The sequence below is a fragment of the Nonomuraea cavernae genome (assembly GCF_040655715.1).
In the GTDB taxonomy this organism is placed as follows: Bacteria; Actinomycetota; Actinomycetes; order Streptosporangiales; family Streptosporangiaceae; genus Nonomuraea; species Nonomuraea cavernae_A.
This window is the reverse complement of the sequence record NZ_JBFAKL010000026.1, coordinates 1-17,851: the sequence shown is the minus strand read 5'-3', so window position 1 is coordinate 17,851 and position 17,851 is coordinate 1. Positions and strand designations below refer to the sequence as shown.

The window sequence follows — 17,851 nt, the reverse complement described above, 5'->3', positions numbered from 1 at the left end:
ATGGCGCTCTCCACTGGACGTGCGGCGGGCACGGCCAGCGACCCGGCCGCGGGCGGCGACGCCCGCGGCCGGCGCCACCGGGGCGAGCGGGGCCGGCTGCGCGGATCGCTGCACAGGCACTGGTACGCCTGGGCGATGGTCACGCCGGTGCTCGTGGTCATGGCGGTGCTCATCGGCTGGCCGCTGGTCCGCGGCGTCTACCTGTCGCTCACCGACGCCACCGAGGCCAACATCGGCCGCACCATCGGCGTCAACGTCATCCCCTCCAGCTACGAGTTCGTCGGGTTCGACAACTACGTCGAGATCCTCACCAGCGACGTGTTCTGGGACAAGCTCCTCTGGACCGTGGTGTGGACCGTCGTCTGCGTCGGCTGCCACTACGGCATCGGGCTCGGCCTGGCCATGATGCTCAACCGCAAACTCCGCTTCCGCTCGCTCTACCGGGTGCTGCTGATCCTGCCGTGGGCGGTGCCGGCCTTCGTCGCCGCGTTCATCTGGCGCTACCTCTACAACAGCGACTACGGCGTGATCAACGGCATGCTCAGGGCGGTGGGCCTGGCCGGGGTCGGCTGGCTCGACGACCCGACCACGGCCAAGCTCGCGGTGATCGCGGTCAACGTGTGGATCGGCGTGCCGTTCATGATGATCGCCGTGCTCGGCGGGCTGCAGTCGATCCCCAAGGAGTTGTACGAGGCGGCCGAGGTCGACGGCGCCACCCCGTGGCAGCGGTTCGCCCAGATCACCCTGCCCGGGCTGCGGCAGGTGTCGAGCACGGTGATCCTGCTCGGCACGATCTGGACGTTCAACATGTTCCCCATCATCTTCCTGGTCACCAGGGGCGGGCCCGGCAGCGAGACCGAGATCCTGGTCACCTACGCCTTCCGCGAGGCCTTCACCGGAGTGCGCGACTACTCGGGCTCGGCGGCCTGGGGCGTGATCATCCTGGGGCTGCTGGTCGTCCTGGCGCTGGCGTACCGGCGCACGCTGCGCAGGCAAGGAGAGGTCTGGTGACGACTGTGACGGCCAAGCGCAGGAGCCGCGAGGACCGCGGCCCGCTGGCCTCGATCGCGCTGCACGGCACCCTGATCCTCGCGGTCGGCGTCGCGCTGTTCCCCGTGGTCTGGCTGGTTCTGACCTCGCTCAAGCCGCGCGACGGATGGCTGTCGACCGAGCTGCAGATCTTCAGCGACACCTCGCTGGGCAACTACGCCCGGGTGCTGGGCGAGACGGAGTTCCCGCTGTGGCTGCTCAACTCGGCGCTCGTCGCGGCCCTGACCACCGTGCTCGGCGTCTTCCTCGCGGCCACCACGGGCTACGCGGTCAGCCGTTTCCGCTTCCCGGGGCTCCGGAGCGTCATGTGGCTGCTGCTGGTGACCCAGATGTTCCCGGTCGCCGTGCTGATCGTGCCGCTCTACAACCTGATGGCCGCGCTCGGCCTGCTCAACCAGATCCCGGGACTGGTCATCGCCTACATGACCATCGCGGTGCCGTTCTGCGCGTGGATGATGAAGAGCTACTTCGACACCGTTCCGCGCGAGCTGGACCAGGCGGCGATGGTCGACGGGCTCACGCCGTTCGGCGCGTTCTGGCGGGTCATCCTGCCGCTGGCCAGGCCGGGCATCGCGGTGACCGCGTTCTACTGCTTCATGACCGCCTGGGGCGAGGTCGGCTACGCCACGATCTTCATGTCGCAGGAGAACAAACGCACCCTCGGCGTCGGGCTGCAGCAGTTCGTCGGGCAGCACTGGTCCGACTGGGGCCTGATGACCGCCTCCGCGGTGCTGATCGCGATCCCCGCCGGAGCGGTGTTCCTGCTGGTGCAACGCCATCTGATCACCGGGCTCACGGCGGGCGCCACCAAATCATGAGATTTCATTCGATCGGGGGAGCGACATGACCGAGCTCGCACACGTGGAGCGGGACGCCTCCGGCGTCACCGGGTGGTGGCGGGACGCGGTGATCTACGAGGTCTACCTGCGGAGCTTCGCCGACGGCAACGGCGACGGCGTCGGCGACCTGCTCGGCCTGCGCGGCCGGCTGAGATACCTGGCCGACCTGGGCGTCGACGCGATCTGGGTGACGCCCTTCTACCCCTCTCCGATGGCCGACTTCGGCTACGACGTGGCCGACCACCGCGACGTGGACCCGATCTTCGGCACGCTGGCCGACGCCAAGGCCGTGATCGACGACGCCCACCGGCTGGGCCTGCGGGTGATCATGGACGTCGTGCCCAACCACACCTCCGACCGGCACGCCTGGTTCCGGCAGGCGGTGGCGGCCGGTCCGGGCAGTCCCGAGCGGGAGCGTTACGTCTTCCGCGAGGGCCGGGGAGAGCTGCCGCCCAACGACTGGGAGTCGGTCTTCGGCGGCCCGGCGTGGACCAGGCTGCCCGACGGGCAGTGGTACCTCCACCTGTTCGCGCCCGAGCAGCCGGACCTCAACTGGGAGCACCCGGAGGTGCACGCCGACTTCGCCGGCGTCCTGCGGTTCTGGCTGGACCTCGGCGTCGACGGCTTCCGCGTGGACGTCGCGCACGGCATGGTCAAGGCCGAGGGGCTGCCCGACGTCGGCAGGCCCGGCCACGTCCAGCTGATCGGCGGCGACGTCCTGCCCTTCTTCGACCAGGACGGGGTCCACGAGATCCACCGCTCCTGGCGGGCGATCCTCGACTCCTACGAGGGCGAACGGATCGGCGTGGCGGAGGCCTGGGCCCCGACTCCGGAACGGCTGGCCAGATACGTCCGCCCGGACGAGCTGCACCAGGCGTTCAACTTCCACTTCCTCAACACGCCCTGGGACGCGGGCCGTTTCCGCGACGCGATCGACGAGTCGCTGGCCACGACCGCGCTGGTCGGCGCGCCGGCCACCTGGGTGCTGTCCAACCACGACGTCAAACGGCACGTCACGCGCTACGGCGGCGGCGAGACCGGCCTGCGCCGGGCCCGCGCGGCGGCGCTGCTGATGCTGGCCCTGCCCGGTTCGGTCTACCTCTACCAGGGCGAGGAGCTCGGCCTGCCCGAGGTGTCCGGCCTGCCGGAGGAGCTTTTGCGCGACCCGCAGCGGCTGCGGGCCCCCGACAGCGGGCGCGACGGCTGCCGGGTGCCGATCCCCTGGGCGGACCTCGCGCCCGGCTTCGGCTTCGGGTTCCCCTGGGAGGAAAGCTGGCTGCCGATCCCCGGCTCGTGGGGGCCGCTCAGCGTCGGCTCGCAGCTGCGCACACCGGGCTCGACGCTGCGGCTGTACCGGAAGGCGCTGCGGATCAGGCGGGAGCTCGGCGACCTCGGCTCACTGACCTGGCTCGACGCGCCGGACGGCACGCTCGCGTTCACCAGGGGAGACCTCACCTGCACGGTCAACATGACCGGCCGGCCGGTCGAGGTGCCCGCGCCGGGTGAGGTCGTGCTGGCCAGCGCGGAGCCCTCTCCGCTGGGCGCCCGCGTCCTGCTGGAGCCCGACTCCACGGTGTGGTGGCGCTGAGGTGAGCGCGGCCGGCAACGGGACGACCCGGCTGACCGACATCGCCGCCCACGCCGGGGTGAGCGAGGCGACGGTCAGCCGGGTCCTGAACGGCAAGCCGGGACCGTCCTCCGCCACCCGGCAGGCGGTGCTGGCCGCCATGGACGTCATGGGTTACGAACGCCCGAAGCGGCTGCGGCAGCGCAGCAACGGGCTGGTCGGCCTGGTGACCCCGGAGCTGGACAACCCGATCTTCCCGGCGTTCGCCCAGGCCATCGAGAAGGCGCTGGTCCAGCACGGCTACACGCCGCTGCTGTGCACCCAGCTGCCGGGCGGCGCGATCGAGGACGAGTTCACCGAACTGCTCGTCGAGCGCGGCGTCAGCGGCATCATCTTCGTCTCCGGGCTGCACGCCGACACCACCGCGCGCGCCGGCCGCTACACGGAGCTGATCCGGCTGGGCGTGCCCATCGTGCTGCTCAACGGGTACGCGGCGGAGGTCCGGGCGCCGTTCATCTCGCCCGACGACCGCGCCGCCGCGGGCCTGGCCGTCCAGCACCTGGCCGACCTCGGGCACGAGCTCATCGGCCTGGTCGTCGGTCCGGGCCGGTTCGTCCCGGTGATCAGGAAGATCGAGGGGTTCCGGGCCGCGATGGCGCGGGTGCTCGGCGCCGGGGGCGCGGACGAGCTGATCTCGCACTCGCTCTTCTCGGTGGAAGGCGGTCAGGCCGCCGTCGGCCCGCTGCTGGATCGCGGCTGCACGGGCGTCGTCTGCGCCAGCGACCTGATGGCGCTCGGGGCCATCAGGGCGTGCCGCGAGCGGGGGCTGTCGGTTCCGGGAGACGTGTCGGTCGTCGGCTACGACGACTCGCCGCTGATCGCCCACACCGACCCGCCGCTCACGACGGTCAGGCAACCGGTGCAGGCCATGGCCGCCGCCGCGGTCGACACGCTGCTGGAAGCCGTCGCCGGTGCTCCGGCCCGGCACTCCGAGCTGGTCTTCCAGCCCGAGCTCATCGTGCGCGGATCCACCGGCTCGGGCCCCAGGGTGCTGCGCTGACCTGGCCCCCGGCTCATCCCGGGAGCCGGTGGCGGCAGACTGCTGATCGTGCGCTCCTCATCGCTGATCTCGGTCACGCCGCTGCTGCCGGTGGCGCTGCTCGCGCTCGTCGTCCTGGGCGCGCTGGTGGCCCGGCTGGGCGGGCTGGGGCACGGCCGGGCCGTGGTCACCGCCTGCCTGCGGGCGGCCCTGCAGCTGGGCGCGGTGTCGGCGGTGATCGCCACGGTCGTGGCGCTGCCGCCGGCGGTGGCGGGGTTCGTCCTGCTCATGTACGGCGTCGCGACCTTCACCGCGGGCCGTCGCATCGCCCGGAACCGGGGCTGGTGGTGGGCCGGGGTGCCGATCGCGATCGGCACCGGGCCCGTCCTGGCGCTGCTGCTGGCCTGCGGGGTGATCTCCACCCAGGGGATAGTGATCATCCCGGTCGCCGGGATCCTGCTGGGCGGATGCCTGACGGCCACGACGCTGGCCGGGCGGCGCGCGGTGGACGAGCTGGTCCAGCGCAGGGGAGAGGTGGAGGCGGCGCTGGCGCTCGGGTTCCGGCCGAGGGACGCGGCGCTGGAGATCTGCCGCCCGGCCGCGGCGCAGGCCCTGGTGCCCGCGCTCGACCAGACCAGGACCGTCGGGCTGGTCACCCTGCCGGGCGCGTTCGTCGGCATGCTGCTCGGCGGGGCGAGCCCGATCGAGGCCGGGATCGTCCAGCTCGTGGTGCTGGTGGCCCTGCTGGCCGCCGAGGCCGTGGCGACCGTGGTGACCATCGAGCTCGCGGTCCGCGGCCACCTCGACGGCGGATCGCCCGGGTGACGGGGAACCGCCGGCCACCTCGACGGTGGTTCCCGGGTGACGGGGAACCGCCGGTCAGCGGAAGACGCCGCTGTAGGCGTTGAGGGCGGGCTGCCCGCCGAGGTGGGCGTACAGGACGTTGGAGCCCTTCGGGATGGCGCCGTCGCGGACGAGGTCGATCAGCCCGGCCATGGACTTGCCCTCGTAGACGGGGTCGAGGATCACACCCTCCAGGCTGCCGGTGAGCCGGATGGCGTCGACGGTGGACGCGACGGGGACGCCGTAGCGGTCTCCCGCCCAGCCCTCCAGGAGCGTGATCTCGTCGTCGCGCAGGTCGCGGCCGAGGCCGATGAGCTCCGCGGTGTTGCGGGCGATCTTCTCCACCTGGGCCCGGGTCTCGGCCGGCTTGGCCGAGGCGTCGATGCCCAGCACTCTGCGCGGACGCTCCTGGCCGGCGAACCCGGCGATCATGCCGGCCTGGGTGCTGCCGGTGACGCTGCACACCACCACGGTGTCGAAGAACACGCCGAGCCGGCGCTCCTGCTCCTGGACCTCGTACGCCCAGCCGGCGAAGCCGAGGCCGCCGAGGGGATGGTCGGAGGCGCCGGCGGGGATGGCGTAGGGGGTGCCGCCGGCGGCCCGGACGCCGTCGATGGCCTCGGTCCAGCTGTCCTTGAACCCGATGCCGAAGCCGGCGTCGGCGAGCCGGACGTCGGCGCCCATGACGCGGGACAGCAGGATGTTGCCCACCTTGTCGTTGACCGCGTCGGGCCAGTCGACCCAGGCCTCCTGCACGAGCACGGCCTTCAGCCCGAGCTTCGCCGCCACGGCGGCCACCTGCCGCGTGTGGTTGGACTGGACGCCGCCGATGCTGACCAGCGTGTCGGCGCCCTGCCGGAGAGCGTCGGGGATCAGGTACTCGAGCTTGCGCGTCTTGTTGCCACCGTAGGCGAGGCCGCTGTTGCAGTCTTCGCGCTTGGCCCAGATCCGGACGCCGCCGAGGTGGTCGCTGAGCCGGTCCAGCGGGTGGATGGGGCTGGGGCCGAAGGTCAGGGGGTAGCGCTCGAAGTCGTCGATGGACACGCGGTGGCTCCTTCAATGTGGCCAGGGCAGTGTGGCCAGGCAGTGCGGGCGGGTCAGTGCGGGCGGGGCAGGGGGTCGGCGGTCGAGGTCGGCGGGCGAGGGTCGTCGTCAGGCGGGCTCGCCGGGCTCGCCGTCGGCCAGCGAGGTCAGGAGCGGGGCCAGCGTCTCCCAGTTGGCCCGGGACGCCTCCGCCGCCCCCTCGGCGTCGCCGGCCGCGCACAGCGCGATGATGCGATCGTGGTGGGCGACCGAGCCCCGGCCGCTCAGCGAGGAGAAGTGCAGCCGCTCGATCCGCCGCAGCACCGGGGTGAACTGCTCCAGCACCGTGCGTACGGCCTGGTTGGCGCAGGCCGCGACCGGGACGGCGTGGAAGTCGTCGTCGGCGGCGAGCGCCTCGCCCGCGTCACCGCGGCGCAGCGCGGCGGCGAAGCGGGCGTTGGCCGCGCGCATCGTGTCCAGCTCGGCCGCCGAGAGGCCGGGCACCGCCTCGCGGACGGCGAGCGCGTGCATGGCCGAGGTCACCGACTGCGCGTCGCGGACCGCCCGGACGTCGAGCGGGCTGACGATCGTGTGGCGGCCTGGCTTGGTCAGCACCAGGCCCGACTGCTCCAGCCGGCCGAGGGCCTCGCGGACCGGTGTCCGGCTGATGCCCAGCCAGGCTCCGAGATCGGTGTCGTTGAGCCGCTCACCCGGGGCGAGGGTGCCGTCGACGATCGCGTCCCGGATCGCCCGGTAGGCGTCCTCGCGGAGCAGCGGTCTGGAGACGAGCCCTCGGCTCTGCGGTACCGGCATGCAATATTATGCACTTTGTATATCGCATTTTGTCAACAATAAGTCCCGTGATTGATGGGGTGCGGTCAGGCGTTCAGCAGGGTGAGCACGCCGGCGCCCACCAGCGCGGCCGCCCACATCCGGTCCACGTTGAACCACGCCCGGCGCAGCACGGTCAGCCCGGCCACCTCGTAGACGGTCAGCGCGATCCCGCCCGCGACCGCGAACATCGCGAGCGTGTGCAGCGCCGCGACGCCGAGGCCCCCCGAGAGCGCCTGCCCGGCGTGCCCGGCATGACCGGCGTGCAGGTCGGTGAACACCGGGATCAGCATCAGCCCCGCGCCGTGCGCCGACGACATGAGGAACGACCACGCGGCCAGCTGCGGCAGGGAGAGTCGCATGCCCACCCAGCGGAAGTGCCGCTTCGACAGCAGCCGCCACAACCCGAACCCGACGAGCACCACGCCGCCGGCGATCGACAGCATCGTGCTCGTCGTCAGCGACCCCGTGACCTCGACCACGACCGCGACCAGCGCGACCGACCCCAGGTGCCCGGCCGCGATGGCCGGCAACGACGCGAGCAGCCTGACCCTGCTGCGCTCCTGCAGGCCCCGGGCGACGGCGAAGAGCCAGCCCATGGCCGGGTTCAGCCCATGGAAGGCGCCCAGCAGGAGCGCCGCCGCGACCGTCACGGGTAGCAGTAGGAGTCGGAGGAGGCGTCGCCTCCCTGAAGTCTCACCTGGTGGGGGCGCAGGCCGCGGAAGTCGTCGCCGTGCGGGAAGAACCGCTCGTCGAACGTGAACGTGTCGGCGTCGATCCCGGCCAGCCAGGCGCCGACGCCCTCGGGATAGAACTGGTCGTCCCACGCCCCGTACAGCGAGTTGCTCACGTAGACGCGCCGGCCGTCCCTGCTCACCTCGACCATCTGGGGGCCGCCGCGCAGCGGGCCGTCGGCAGACGGATGGGACTTCTGGCGGGTGATCCCGCCGATCCGCAGCGAGCCGATCTCCACCGGCTTGAACGGGTCGCTGACGTCGTACTGCTTGAGCTCCCCGGTGCCCCAGCAGGAGACGTAGAGGCGCTGGTCGTCCACCGACAGGTCGATGTCCGTCACCAGCGGCGGCACCGCGCCGAACGGCTTGAGCACGTCGGGCAGGTCGGCCGGGTCGGCCGGCTCGGCGGGGATCTCGATCACCTTGCGCGCCTGCCACGCGCCGTTCTCGTGGAACCAGGTCCACACCGAGGCCGACAGGTCCTCGACGCTGACGACCACACCCGCGAAGCCGTAGGTGCGGGTCGGGTCGTGCGCGGGGCGCAGCTCCAGCGTCATCTGGTGCTGGTCGCCGAGATCGAGCTCCTGGACGTGGCGGCGCTTGCGCAGGTCCCAGAAGTGCAGCTTGTGGCCGTACTTCCGGCCGAGCAGCAGCTCGCCCACCACCCCGTTCTCGATCATCGACGGGGTGCCCCACTCCGAGCTGACCAGCACGTCGTGGTTGATGTGCCACCAGAAGTCGTAGGCGAGGTACTGCGGGCCCCGGTCCACCTCCCACCGGCCGAGCACCTCGAACGACTGGTGGTCGAGGATCGCGATGCCGCCGGGCCCGTCCCTGCCGTCGGCCCCGCCGAGCGCCGAGACGTAGAGCCCCTCGGGGCCGCAGTGCACGGTGTGCGGGCGGGAGTATCCGGCCCGCTTGGCCAGCTCCTCCGGCTCGATCACCTTGACGATCTCCGGGCTGATCCGGTCCTTGGTGTCGAGGATGTAGATGCGCGACGAGCGCAGACCGGGCACGACGAGGTAGCGGCGCTCCACGTGGGGGTGCGGGGCGTACGGGCACAGCGCGCTGCTGCAGGCGTTCCAGCCGAAGTGGTGGAGCTCGTCACCCGTGTGGGGCAGGTCGGTCCAGCCGACCACGTTGCCGTAGCCCGAGGAGGAGGGGTCGGTGTCGAGGACGGCGATCGCGTCCGGTCGCTGCGCGCGGCGGTCGAAGGCGGCGACATAGGCGAGCCGCTCGGCCGGCGCGGCGGCGGCGTCTCTCGGCGACGGGTAGAAGGTGGGATCCGGGGTCCAGAGTGCCATCCCTCCATACTCCCCGCACTCCCTACAGGGTCAAGAGGCATTACCCGCGTGTCGTCGGACGGGTGGATCTGGCGAAGGTCACGAATAGGGCCAATGCCTTGATCAGTGATGGATCGGACTGTTAGACAAGGTCAGCGCTCGCTCATCCCGAGGAACGGTGGTACGCCGTGCAGGAGTCCGTTCTCACCACTGTCATGCTTCCGGCCGCGCTCGCGCTGATCATGTTCGGGCTGGGGCTGTCGCTCACCCTGCGCGACTTCGCGAACGTCGCGACCCGGCCCAAGGCCGTGGTCATCGCCCTGGTCGCCCAGGTGCTCCTGCTGCCGGCCGCCTGTTTCGGGCTCGTCGTGCTGTTCGGGCTGGAGCCACTGCTCGCCGTCGGCATGATGCTGCTCGCCGCCTCGCCCGGCGGCACCACCGCCAACCTCTACAGCCACCTGTTCGGCGGCGACGTCGCGCTGAACGTCACCCTCACCGCCGTCAACTCGGTGCTGGCCGCGTTCACGCTGCCCGTGGTGGTCAACCTGTCACTCGCCCACTTCGCGGGAGACGGGCAGAACATCGGGCTGCAGGCCGACAAGGTGGTGCAGGTCTTCGCCATCGTGCTCGTTCCCGTCGCGATCGGCATGCTCGTCCGGCGGTTCGCCGTGGCGTTCGCCGACCGGATGGACAAGCCGGTCCGGATCCTGTCCGCGGTCGTGCTCGCCGTCGTGATCATCGGGGCCATCGTCCAGGAGCGCGAGCGGATCGGCGGCTACATCGCCGCCGTCGGGCTGGTGGCGCTGCTGTTCAGCGCGATCAGCCTCACCGTCGGCTACTGGCTGCCGCGCCTGTTCAGGGTGGAGCGCCGGCAGGCGATCGCGTCCGGCATGGAGATCGGCATCCACAACAGCACGCTGGCCATCACGATCGCGCTCAGCCCGTCCCTGCTCGGCAACTCGACGATGGCCGTGCCGGCCGCCGTGTACGGGGTGCTCATGTTCGGCACCACACTGGTCTTCGGCTACCTCGTACGACGCCGGCGCGATCTCGCCGAGCCCGACGAGCGCCTGACCGCGGGCACCTGACAGGGGGAGGGCTCATGCCACGGATCATCGACACGACCAGCGGGAAGGTCCGGGGATTCGAGCGGGACGGCTGCGAGATCCACCTTGGCATTCCCTACGCCGAGCCGCCGTTCGGCGCCGGCCTGTTCCAGCCGCCCCGGCCGCGCGCCCCGTGGCAGGGCGTCCGCGACTGCACGGCCTACGGGCCCATCGTCCCCCAGCCGCCGATGCCCGTCATGCCATGGCCGGCCGAACCGGGCGAGGACTGCCTGTCGGTCAACGTCTGGAGCCCGGCCGGCGCGTCCGGGCTGCCGGTGATGGTGTGGTTCCACGGCGGCGCCTACATGTACGGCTCCGGCGCCGAGTCGCTCTACGACGGCGGCGCGTTCGCCCGTGACGGGGTCGTCCTCGTCACCCTCAACTACCGGCTCGGCGCCCTGGGCTTCCTGCACGCGGGCTCGCTGGACCCGGCCTACTCGGAGGCGACCGGCAACTACGGCCTGGCCGACCAGATCGCGGCCCTGCGCTGGGTACGCGACAACATCGCGGCGTTCGGCGGCGACCCCGGCAACGTCACCGTCTTCGGCGAGTCGGCCGGCGGGACGTACGTGCTGTCCCTGCTCGGCTGCCCCTCGGCGGCCGGGCTCTTCACCAGGGCGATCTCCCAGAGCGCGGGCGGCCCGCCCCTGTACGGGTTCCCGCCCGAGGCGGCGGAGCCGGTGGCCCGCCTGGTCCTCGACGAACTGGGCGTCACCCCGGCGGAGCTGCCCGCACTGCCCTACCAGCGCATCCTCGACGCCCAGGTCGCCGTGCTCGGCCGCACCGACGACGAGTACCTGGACGTCGTCGGCCCCCACACCATCCCCTTCCTCCCGCTCACCGGCGCCGGCCTGCTGCCGCTGGCGCCGATCGACGCCGTCGCCGCGGGCGCCGGAGCCGGCGTCGACCTCATCGCCGGGACGAACCGCGACGAACTGGCCACCTTTGAGCTCATGGGCACAGGCGGCCCCGCGTTCGACGCCGACCGGATGTGGCCCGACGACCCCGCCCGCCACGCCCGGATCACGGCCGTGTACGAGGCCACCCACGAGGCGGGCAGCCCGACCTCCGTCTCCGTCGCCGTCGGCACCGACCGGGCGTTCCGGGTCCCGTCCGTCCGGATGGCCGAGGCGCACGCCCGGGCCGGCGGCGCCACCCGCATGTACCTGTTCGGCTGGCGTTCGCCCGCCTTCGACGGCCGGCTGGGCGCCGGCCACGCGATGGAGATCCCCTTCGTGTTCGGCGACCTCGCCTCGCCGATGCTGGCGATGCTGCTCGGCGAGCGGCCTCCGCGGCGGCTGGCCGACGCCATGCACGGCTCGTGGATCGCGTTCGCGACCGGCGGCGACCCGGCCGCCGGCGGCCACGTCCCCGAGTGGCCGCCGTACGAGCCGGAGCGGCGCGCGACCATGGTCTTCGACGACACCTGCGAGGTCGTCCTCGACCTCGACGCCGAACGGCTGGCCGCCTGGAACACCCCCTGACCCCCGGCGGGGCTTGACAGGCTCGGGCGGCGGGCAGAGCGTGACGCTCACCACGCCGCATCGAGGGGGTCGCCATGGCCGTACACGAGATCCGCATCGACCCGAGCCGCACCTTGCGGGAGCAGCCCGGCACCGGGCACAACCGCTGGCACCCCGACATCCCGCCCGTCGTCCGCTGCGAGCCGGGCGACGAGGTCGTCATGGAGACCCGCGACGCCTTCGACGGCCAGATGGGCCCCAACGCCACACTCAAGACCGTGGAGGCGCCCGACCTCGACGTCGTCCACCCGCTCACTGGCCCCGTCTACGTCGAGGGCGCCCAGCAAGGTGACCTCCTGGAGATCGAGATCCTCGAGGTCGTGCCGGACGGCTATGGCTACACCGTCCAGGTGCCGGGGTTCGGCTTCCTGCGCGACGACTTCCCTGAGCCGTTCATCGTGCGCTGGGCCCTGGCCGACGGCTGGGCCACCTCCGACGACCTGCCCGGCGTGCGTATTCCGGCGGCGCCGTTCATGGGCACGATCGGCCTGTCACCCGGTAATCGGGCGCTCGCCGCGATCATCGCCCGCGAGCGGGCCGCGCTCGATCGCGGCGGGTTCGTGCTGCCGCCCTCGCCCGAAGGCGCCGTGCCGGCCGGCCCGCCGATCGCCACCCACGGGCTGCGCACGATCCCGCCCAGGGAGCAGGGCGGCAACGTCGACATCAAGCAGCTCGGCGCCGGCACCCGCCTCTATCTGCCGGTCGACACACCCGGCGCGCTGTTCTCCGCCGGCGACGCGCACTTCGCCCAGGGCGACAACGAGTCCTGCGGCACCGCGATCGAGATGAACGCCACGCTGCGGGTCCGCTTCACCGTCCACTCCGGCGAGGCGGCCGCCAAGGGCATCCGCGAGCCGCGGTTCGCCCGTGCCGACTACTGGGTGGCACCCCAGTACGCCGCCCCGCGCAGCTTCTACGCCACCACCGGCATGTCGGTCAGCCGCGACGGCACCGTGGCCGCCGAGGACGCCACCCTGGCCGCCCGCAACGCGCTCCTCAGCATGATCGACCACCTCGGCGAGCGGGGCTGGACCCGGCAGCAGGCGTACGTGATCTGCAGCGTCGCCGTCGACCTCAAGCTGAGCCAGCTGGTGGACGTGCCGAGCTTCCTCGTCTCCGCGTTCCTCCCTGAGGACATCTTCACCTGACCTGCCCGGCCGCGTGATGATGGTGGCCGCTCATCTTCAGCTGCCGGGCCGCTCGACCCTGCTCAGTCCTGCACGTATTCGAGGCCGGGATGGCGTTCGGCAGTGACCTCCAGACGCACCACACCGGCGCGCACTGACGTGACCTTGTAGACGATCCAGTCGGCACCGACCTGATCCGCCGCCAGCGGCTTGAGCTCATACGCGCCGTCATGGACGGAGACGAGGCTGAACTCGGCGGTCAAGCCTCGTCTCCTCACTTCGGCCAGCATGTCATCGACGGCCCGGCCGCTCACCTTGGCTCCGGACAGTTGCTCTCCGGCACGAGTGGCCGACTGCCAGTCGTTCGCGTAGGACTCGCCAGGCTTGGCCGGCCGTCCCAGCTGGAAATGCATCACCCCGGGCGTGCCCTTGATCGCTGCGGGGACGGTCACGGTCAAGAAGCAGCCGCTGTCGGCCACGTTGCAGCCCGCCGGTTCCATGCGGGCCCCAAAGGACACGTTCTCGATCATCGCGGCCGTATTCCCGCCCATGCTCACGATCTCGCCGACTGATGCCGGCGAGACAGGGATCACCTCGAGCTCGATGTTGAGACCCAGGGCCCGGAACGCCTCGGAGAATTTTCGCTGATCCGCGTAGGGGTCCTTGATTCGGGCGACATAGGTGTCCCTCTCCTCGCGAATCTCCACCGCGGAGTTGGCGTAGGAGATCGCGGTGCCGCCGCCGTATCCCAGCATGCTCGGTCCAAAGACGATGCTGAGGGCGAGGGCGGCGGAGGCAGCGAGTCCGAGCAGTGGGTGACGAGCCCGGTGCCGGTCACGCAAGCGTCGCGGGGGCACCGTCGTCGTCGTGTCCCGCTCCTGAGCGATGATGGCAGCGAACAACGCTTGCGCGCGGGCACCGCCGGCACGTCCGCCCGGTTCATCCACCTCGATCCGGGCCAAGGGCCTCAACAGCTCGCTTATCTCATCGAAGTCCTTCACAGCGGTCTCCCTGCAGGAACGACGGCGTTGCCCGGCGTGAATCGAACGCCGGCTTGGACGAGCGCGCGGGAGAAGCGTTTGCGCGCCCGGTGTAGCCGGATGCGTACGGCATTGCGGGAAAGCCCCAGCATCGTGGCGATCTCGTGGCGGTCCAGGCCCTCCCACGCGACCAGCGAGAGGACCTCACGGTCGTCGTCGGAAAGCGTTCTGAACACCTGCGCAATCGCGGCGAGCTCGACGTTGTGGTCAGCGGGATCGCCATAGAGGTCGGCCATCTCCGCGTTGAGCTCCCGGTGACGCGCCCGGTGTCGAAGCGCGCTGCGGCGGTGGTCGGCCAGCACGTTGCGCGCCACTCCGTACACCCAGAGCCTCGCCTCCGCGCCAGCAGGTAATTGGTCGATTTTGCGCCAGATGATGGTGAAGGTCTCGGCGACCACGTCGGCCGCGTCCTGCGGAGAGTCGCAGCGACGTCCGGCGTAAGCGGTGATCTGGTCGTAGGTCGCCCTATAGACGGCTTCGAACCTGTCGGTGTCATCTGACACAGGAAGTTCCCGTCATGGTGTCCTCCACTCGATACGCGATGCGAACGCTCTCTTCATGGGTGGGCGCGATCTCATCATTTCGCCCCAAACCCAGAAAAATTTTGAGCGGGCCCCGGATCGGTTCGACACTGGCCGTGACACGGTGACCTCGACCACCTCGGCGAGCGGGGCTGGACCTATGATCGCTGTCGTGGACTGGGTCGAGCGGGTCTGCCGGGTGCGGCAGTGGCGCCAGGACGGCAGGCGCGCGCCGCACAAGCCGCTGCTCCTGCTCTACGCACTTGGCCACTTCCAGCGCGCGGGCGACGCGCCCATCCGGTTCCGCGAGGCGGAGGAGCAACTGGAGCTGCTGCTGACGGGTCCAGCGTGACGGAACAAGCGCAGTGGACATACCGTTAAGATCATCCGCATCATCCCCCAAATCTGGGCCGCCACCGGCCGATACCGCTTCGGACGTGTGGCCGCTGTCGTCGTCGCGCTCTACCTCGCCGCCGTGGTCGTCACCGTGGTGCTCGCCGCCGTATCCGGCGACCTGGTTGCGCTGTCGGTGGCCTCGACGGGCATGACGTGGGCCCTGTCCGAGCGGGGGGACCGGCTGGGGCCCCTGCTCATCGGCATCTGCGGGCTCAACGCGTGGATGGTGTGGCAGGTACTGCGCGGTCCCGCGCTGCCACGCGCCGAGGGGTTGCCGCGTGGCGTGGTCTGGCTGCGGCGTCTGCTCTATGCGGGGGTCGCCGGCGATCTGGTGCTGTGGGAGCTCGTGGACGAGTTGTCCGGCACCGTGGAGTACGTGGTGAGCCTGGTCGTGTGGGTTGCCACGGTGATATTGCTGGTGCGGGTCGTCTCCGGGGTCTCGGCGGCGTTCCGCGCGATCGCCCTCGTGCTCTGCCTGATCGGTGCGCTGACCCCGCCGCTGCTGTTCTTCCTCGACGGCCCCGGTCGCCAGGTGATCAGTCCGCTGGTGCTGGCGAGCGTCGGCTCCACGGTGATGATCCTCGTCGGGCAGCGCCGCGACGGGAGATGGAGCGACGCCACGATCAATATCGGGCGGATCGCCCTCATCGCCCCGCTGGCCTTCCCCGTGCTCAGCTTCGTCTTCCAGAACGAGTGGCTGCTGTTCGGTGGCCCGGGGCTCGTGGTGGACTCTCTTGGCGTGTTCAGCACGGTGTGGTTGGCGCGCACCGCGCACGAGCTCGCCAGGCCCGCCGGCGGGTTCGTGACCGAACCCGCTACTCGGCCCGCGCCCGCCGCCCGGCGCCGGCTGCGGCTGTCCCTGGCCGTCGCGCTCGTGCTGCCGCTGGTCGTGGTGGGCGCCGAGGAAGGCGCCCGGTTCAGTTTCACAGGCACGGACGAGGGCTGCCGCGAGCGGACCCGGTCCTACGCCGACACCCGGCCGGAGGACCGGCGGCGGGCGTTCCTCTGCCTGGCCAGGAACGACGCATAAACGGGGACGCCGATGTTCCCCGAGGACCTGCCGGACCAGCGCCTCCTGGCGTACGGCGAGGAACAGTGCGCAATGCCCGGCCTCAAGGAGCGGCAGGCGCTGGTCCGGCGGGCAGGCGGGTCGGCGGACGCGGCCGATCTCGGTGACGCCCTGGAGTTCCTGTGCCCCGGCGTCGTCGCCCAGCAGCGGGCGGACCAGGCGCGCGAACAGGCCGAGCAGGAGCGGGAGTGGGCCGCGCGGAAGGCCGAGATGAACGCCCGATGCGCCGACCCCTGGCCGAAGCTACGGGCCAGGCGGCAGGGCACGGCCGCGTACTCGCTTTTCGAAGGGGGCGGATACGCCGTCTTCGACGACCGGGACAGCACCGAGGGCGCGGGCGGCGACATCTTCAAGGCCATCGACGACGGGTTCATCGACGCCGCCGGCAGCAGCGCCGCCATCACCACCTACGGCGAGAACGAGTCGATGTGCCTCACGGTCAAGGCGTTCGGCGCCGCCCCGCCGCTCCGGCTCAAGGGCTGGAACCAGGTGGTCGAGGTGGGCGTCGTCAGCCGCAGCGGCCGCCTGGTCGTGCCGCCGTATCCGGAGGGCGGCGACAGCGGGACGATTGAGCCGCTGCCCAGCCTGGCCATCGCCAGCCCCGGCCGCTACCGGATGCGCGTCTACGCTCGCGTGTTCGAGTGGGACGAGGACGACCCTGACGCGCCCGTCGAGGAGCACCTGATCGTCGTCTACCCCGGCCGTTCCGCGAAGGAGATCGTCCACCGCCCGTGGCGGTGACCCGGTCAGGCGCTTTGCGTGCAACCGGTGCGCCAGTGCGAGCACCCGCCCGTCGCACGTGGGACGCACCTGAACTTTCGAATCTGCGGCACCCGCCTTAGGAGAGCGCGAGCTATTCGGTCCGTTCAGCTGCTCTGACCTGCCTGAACATGCTAGATCGACTGAGCGAATTCCGTGATCATCCCACAGATGTCCCGCGCTTGTTGAAGTCGAACTTAGGCTGCGAAATAAGTGATCGGGTGTGCCGCAGCGCTATCTGGCGGTCGAACATTCCATTCTGAACCTGATCTTCGTGCTGGATTGTACGATTGCTGTATCTGCACAGAGTCTCCTGCGAGGCTCGGCGGCGTTAACAGAGTCCTGTGTGTCGTCGAGGGCCACGGCTATACCTGGTCATAAGGTGTCAGAAGGGCAGACGAAGGCGAGCAGGGTCTTGTGGTCAACCCGTTCGATCGAGTTCGCTCATACGTAGCAAGCACGGTGTTCTCTGCGAACGAGTCACCTGAGGAGTGCCCGGAGTGCGGACATGACGGCAACGTCCGAAGCTATCGCTGACCAGGCGCCAATGCCGCGCTGGATCGTGCCGTCTCTACGTGAGAGTGAAGGTCGCGACCCGCTCGGCTTGCAGACGACGACTCAAGATCGCCTGATGCCGCTGCTCTTGCCGGGAATCTTGGAACTGTCGCGACGGGCGCGGTACTTTGCGTTCCACGCCTTCCTGCTGGACGAGTACAGACGCAGACGTCTACCGGCGGACTACAAGTCGCTGTCGATGTTTATCCTTCGTTGCGAGTGGGATTTCGGCCTGGCCGTGCAGCGCTGCCCGAACGACTGTGGATCGAGCCCAGTAGGCGCGCGAAGGTTGAGCGACCTCGCACGGGGTTCGGGGCCCTTCCCTCGCGGGGAATCCGTCGAGAGCAGCTTCGGTGGTTACGGCCTGTACTACCGCTCACCGCTGACCGAGTTGGGCATCGTAGCGCGAGCTGGGACGATGCTCGGCGAACAGCCGATTCCGATTGACGTCGAGCAATCGTCAATACCTGTGGATCAAAAGCTTTAAGCAGCGACGGATGGCCGCCCTTCTGGGGACGTCTCGTCCGGCCGCTCGACGAGCTTGCC

Annotated in this window: 17 protein-coding genes and 1 pseudogene; 12 read left to right on the top strand and 6 right to left on the bottom strand. The window is 70.7% G+C overall.

Translation table 11 applies throughout. The annotated features are described in order from the left end of the window. The 5 genes from AB0I38_RS30790 to AB0I38_RS30770 are packed head-to-tail and all read left to right on the top strand — an operon-like array spanning position 1 to position 5,320. Positions 1–1,011 carry a carbohydrate ABC transporter permease gene (locus AB0I38_RS30790; protein WP_358486755.1) on the top strand — a complete coding sequence of 337 codons (1,011 nt, stop codon included), beginning with the start codon at positions 1–3 and terminating at the stop codon, positions 1,009–1,011. Then, positions 1,008–1,868, top strand: a complete 861-nt coding sequence (locus AB0I38_RS30785; RefSeq protein ID WP_358486745.1) for a sugar ABC transporter permease — start codon at positions 1,008–1,010, stop codon at positions 1,866–1,868. The genes AB0I38_RS30790 and AB0I38_RS30785 overlap by 4 nt, the downstream gene beginning before the upstream one ends. 25 nt (positions 1,869–1,893) lie before the next feature. Beyond that, positions 1,894–3,477, top strand: coding sequence for a glycoside hydrolase family 13 protein (locus AB0I38_RS30780; protein WP_358486739.1), 1,584 nt, complete (start codon positions 1,894–1,896; stop codon positions 3,475–3,477). Position 3,478: 1 nt separating this feature from the next. Next, positions 3,479–4,516: a LacI family DNA-binding transcriptional regulator gene (locus tag AB0I38_RS30775; RefSeq protein ID WP_358486732.1), complete on the top strand. Its 1,038-nt coding sequence runs from the start codon at positions 3,479–3,481 to the stop codon at positions 4,514–4,516. A 48-nt stretch (positions 4,517–4,564) separates the two neighbouring features. Then, positions 4,565–5,320, top strand: a complete 756-nt coding sequence (locus AB0I38_RS30770) for an ABC transporter permease (protein ID WP_358486723.1) — start codon at positions 4,565–4,567, stop codon at positions 5,318–5,320. 54 nt (positions 5,321–5,374) lie between these two features. Here AB0I38_RS30770 and AB0I38_RS30765 read toward each other — a convergent pair whose 3' ends face one another. The 4 genes from AB0I38_RS30765 to AB0I38_RS30750 all read right to left on the bottom strand — a co-directional run bounded on the left by AB0I38_RS30765 (position 5,375) and on the right by AB0I38_RS30750 (position 9,230). Next, positions 5,375–6,382, bottom strand: coding sequence for a 1-aminocyclopropane-1-carboxylate deaminase (locus AB0I38_RS30765; RefSeq protein ID WP_358486710.1), 1,008 nt, complete (start codon positions 6,380–6,382; stop codon positions 5,375–5,377). A gap of 108 nt (positions 6,383–6,490) precedes the next feature. Continuing rightward, complete coding sequence (locus tag AB0I38_RS30760; RefSeq protein WP_358486702.1) at positions 6,491–7,174, bottom strand: GntR family transcriptional regulator; 684 nt, start codon at positions 7,172–7,174, stop codon at positions 6,491–6,493. A 65-nt stretch (positions 7,175–7,239) separates the two neighbouring features. After that, positions 7,240–7,845 carry a hypothetical protein gene (locus AB0I38_RS30755; protein WP_436838793.1) on the bottom strand — a complete coding sequence of 202 codons (606 nt, stop codon included), beginning with the start codon at positions 7,843–7,845 and terminating at the stop codon, positions 7,240–7,242. Beyond that, a complete protein-coding gene (locus AB0I38_RS30750; protein ID WP_358486695.1) occupies positions 7,842–9,230 on the bottom strand; it encodes a selenium-binding protein SBP56-related protein in 1,389 nt (462 codons plus the stop codon). Before AB0I38_RS30750 ends, AB0I38_RS30755 begins: the two co-directional genes overlap by 4 nt. Positions 9,231–9,397: 167 nt before the next feature. On the opposite strand from AB0I38_RS30750, the gene AB0I38_RS30745 reads away from it, so the two are divergent. The 3 genes from AB0I38_RS30745 (at position 9,398) to AB0I38_RS30735 (ending at position 12,986) form a co-directional block, all read left to right on the top strand. Beyond that, on the top strand, positions 9,398–10,297 hold the full coding sequence (locus AB0I38_RS30745; protein ID WP_358486685.1) for a bile acid:sodium symporter family protein: 900 nt from the start codon (positions 9,398–9,400) through the stop codon (positions 10,295–10,297). Positions 10,298–10,311: 14 nt separating this feature from the next. Next, positions 10,312–11,799, top strand: coding sequence for a carboxylesterase/lipase family protein (locus AB0I38_RS30740; RefSeq protein ID WP_358486682.1), 1,488 nt, complete (start codon positions 10,312–10,314; stop codon positions 11,797–11,799). A gap of 74 nt (positions 11,800–11,873) precedes the next feature. Then, positions 11,874–12,986, top strand: coding sequence for an acetamidase/formamidase family protein (locus AB0I38_RS30735; RefSeq protein WP_358486677.1), 1,113 nt, complete (start codon positions 11,874–11,876; stop codon positions 12,984–12,986). A 62-nt stretch (positions 12,987–13,048) separates the two neighbouring features. On the opposite strand, the gene AB0I38_RS30730 is transcribed toward AB0I38_RS30735, so the two are convergent. After that, positions 13,049–13,966 carry a hypothetical protein gene (locus tag AB0I38_RS30730; protein WP_358486671.1) on the bottom strand — a complete coding sequence of 306 codons (918 nt, stop codon included), beginning with the start codon at positions 13,964–13,966 and terminating at the stop codon, positions 13,049–13,051. Then, on the bottom strand, positions 13,963–14,508 hold the full coding sequence (locus AB0I38_RS30725) for an RNA polymerase sigma factor (protein WP_358486667.1): 546 nt from the start codon (positions 14,506–14,508) through the stop codon (positions 13,963–13,965). The genes AB0I38_RS30730 and AB0I38_RS30725 overlap by 4 nt, the downstream gene beginning before the upstream one ends. A gap of 190 nt (positions 14,509–14,698) precedes the next feature. Between AB0I38_RS30725 and AB0I38_RS30720 the strand changes: the two are divergent. The 4 genes and pseudogenes from AB0I38_RS30720 to AB0I38_RS30705 form a co-directional block, all read left to right on the top strand. Then, positions 14,699–14,863: pseudogene (locus AB0I38_RS30720) on the top strand (phosphorothioated DNA-binding restriction endonuclease); the annotation flags it as partial. Between the two features lie 102 nt (positions 14,864–14,965). After that, on the top strand, positions 14,966–15,952 hold the full coding sequence (locus tag AB0I38_RS30715) for a hypothetical protein (protein ID WP_358486659.1): 987 nt from the start codon (positions 14,966–14,968) through the stop codon (positions 15,950–15,952). Between the two features lie 12 nt (positions 15,953–15,964). After that, a complete protein-coding gene (locus AB0I38_RS30710; RefSeq protein ID WP_358486653.1) occupies positions 15,965–16,732 on the top strand; it encodes a hypothetical protein in 768 nt (255 codons plus the stop codon). Positions 16,733–17,258: 526 nt separating this feature from the next. Beyond that, positions 17,259–17,792 (top strand): hypothetical protein, encoded by a 534-nt coding sequence (locus tag AB0I38_RS30705; protein WP_358486649.1) that lies wholly within the window; start codon positions 17,259–17,261, stop codon positions 17,790–17,792. The last annotated feature ends 59 nt before the right edge of the window (positions 17,793–17,851 follow it).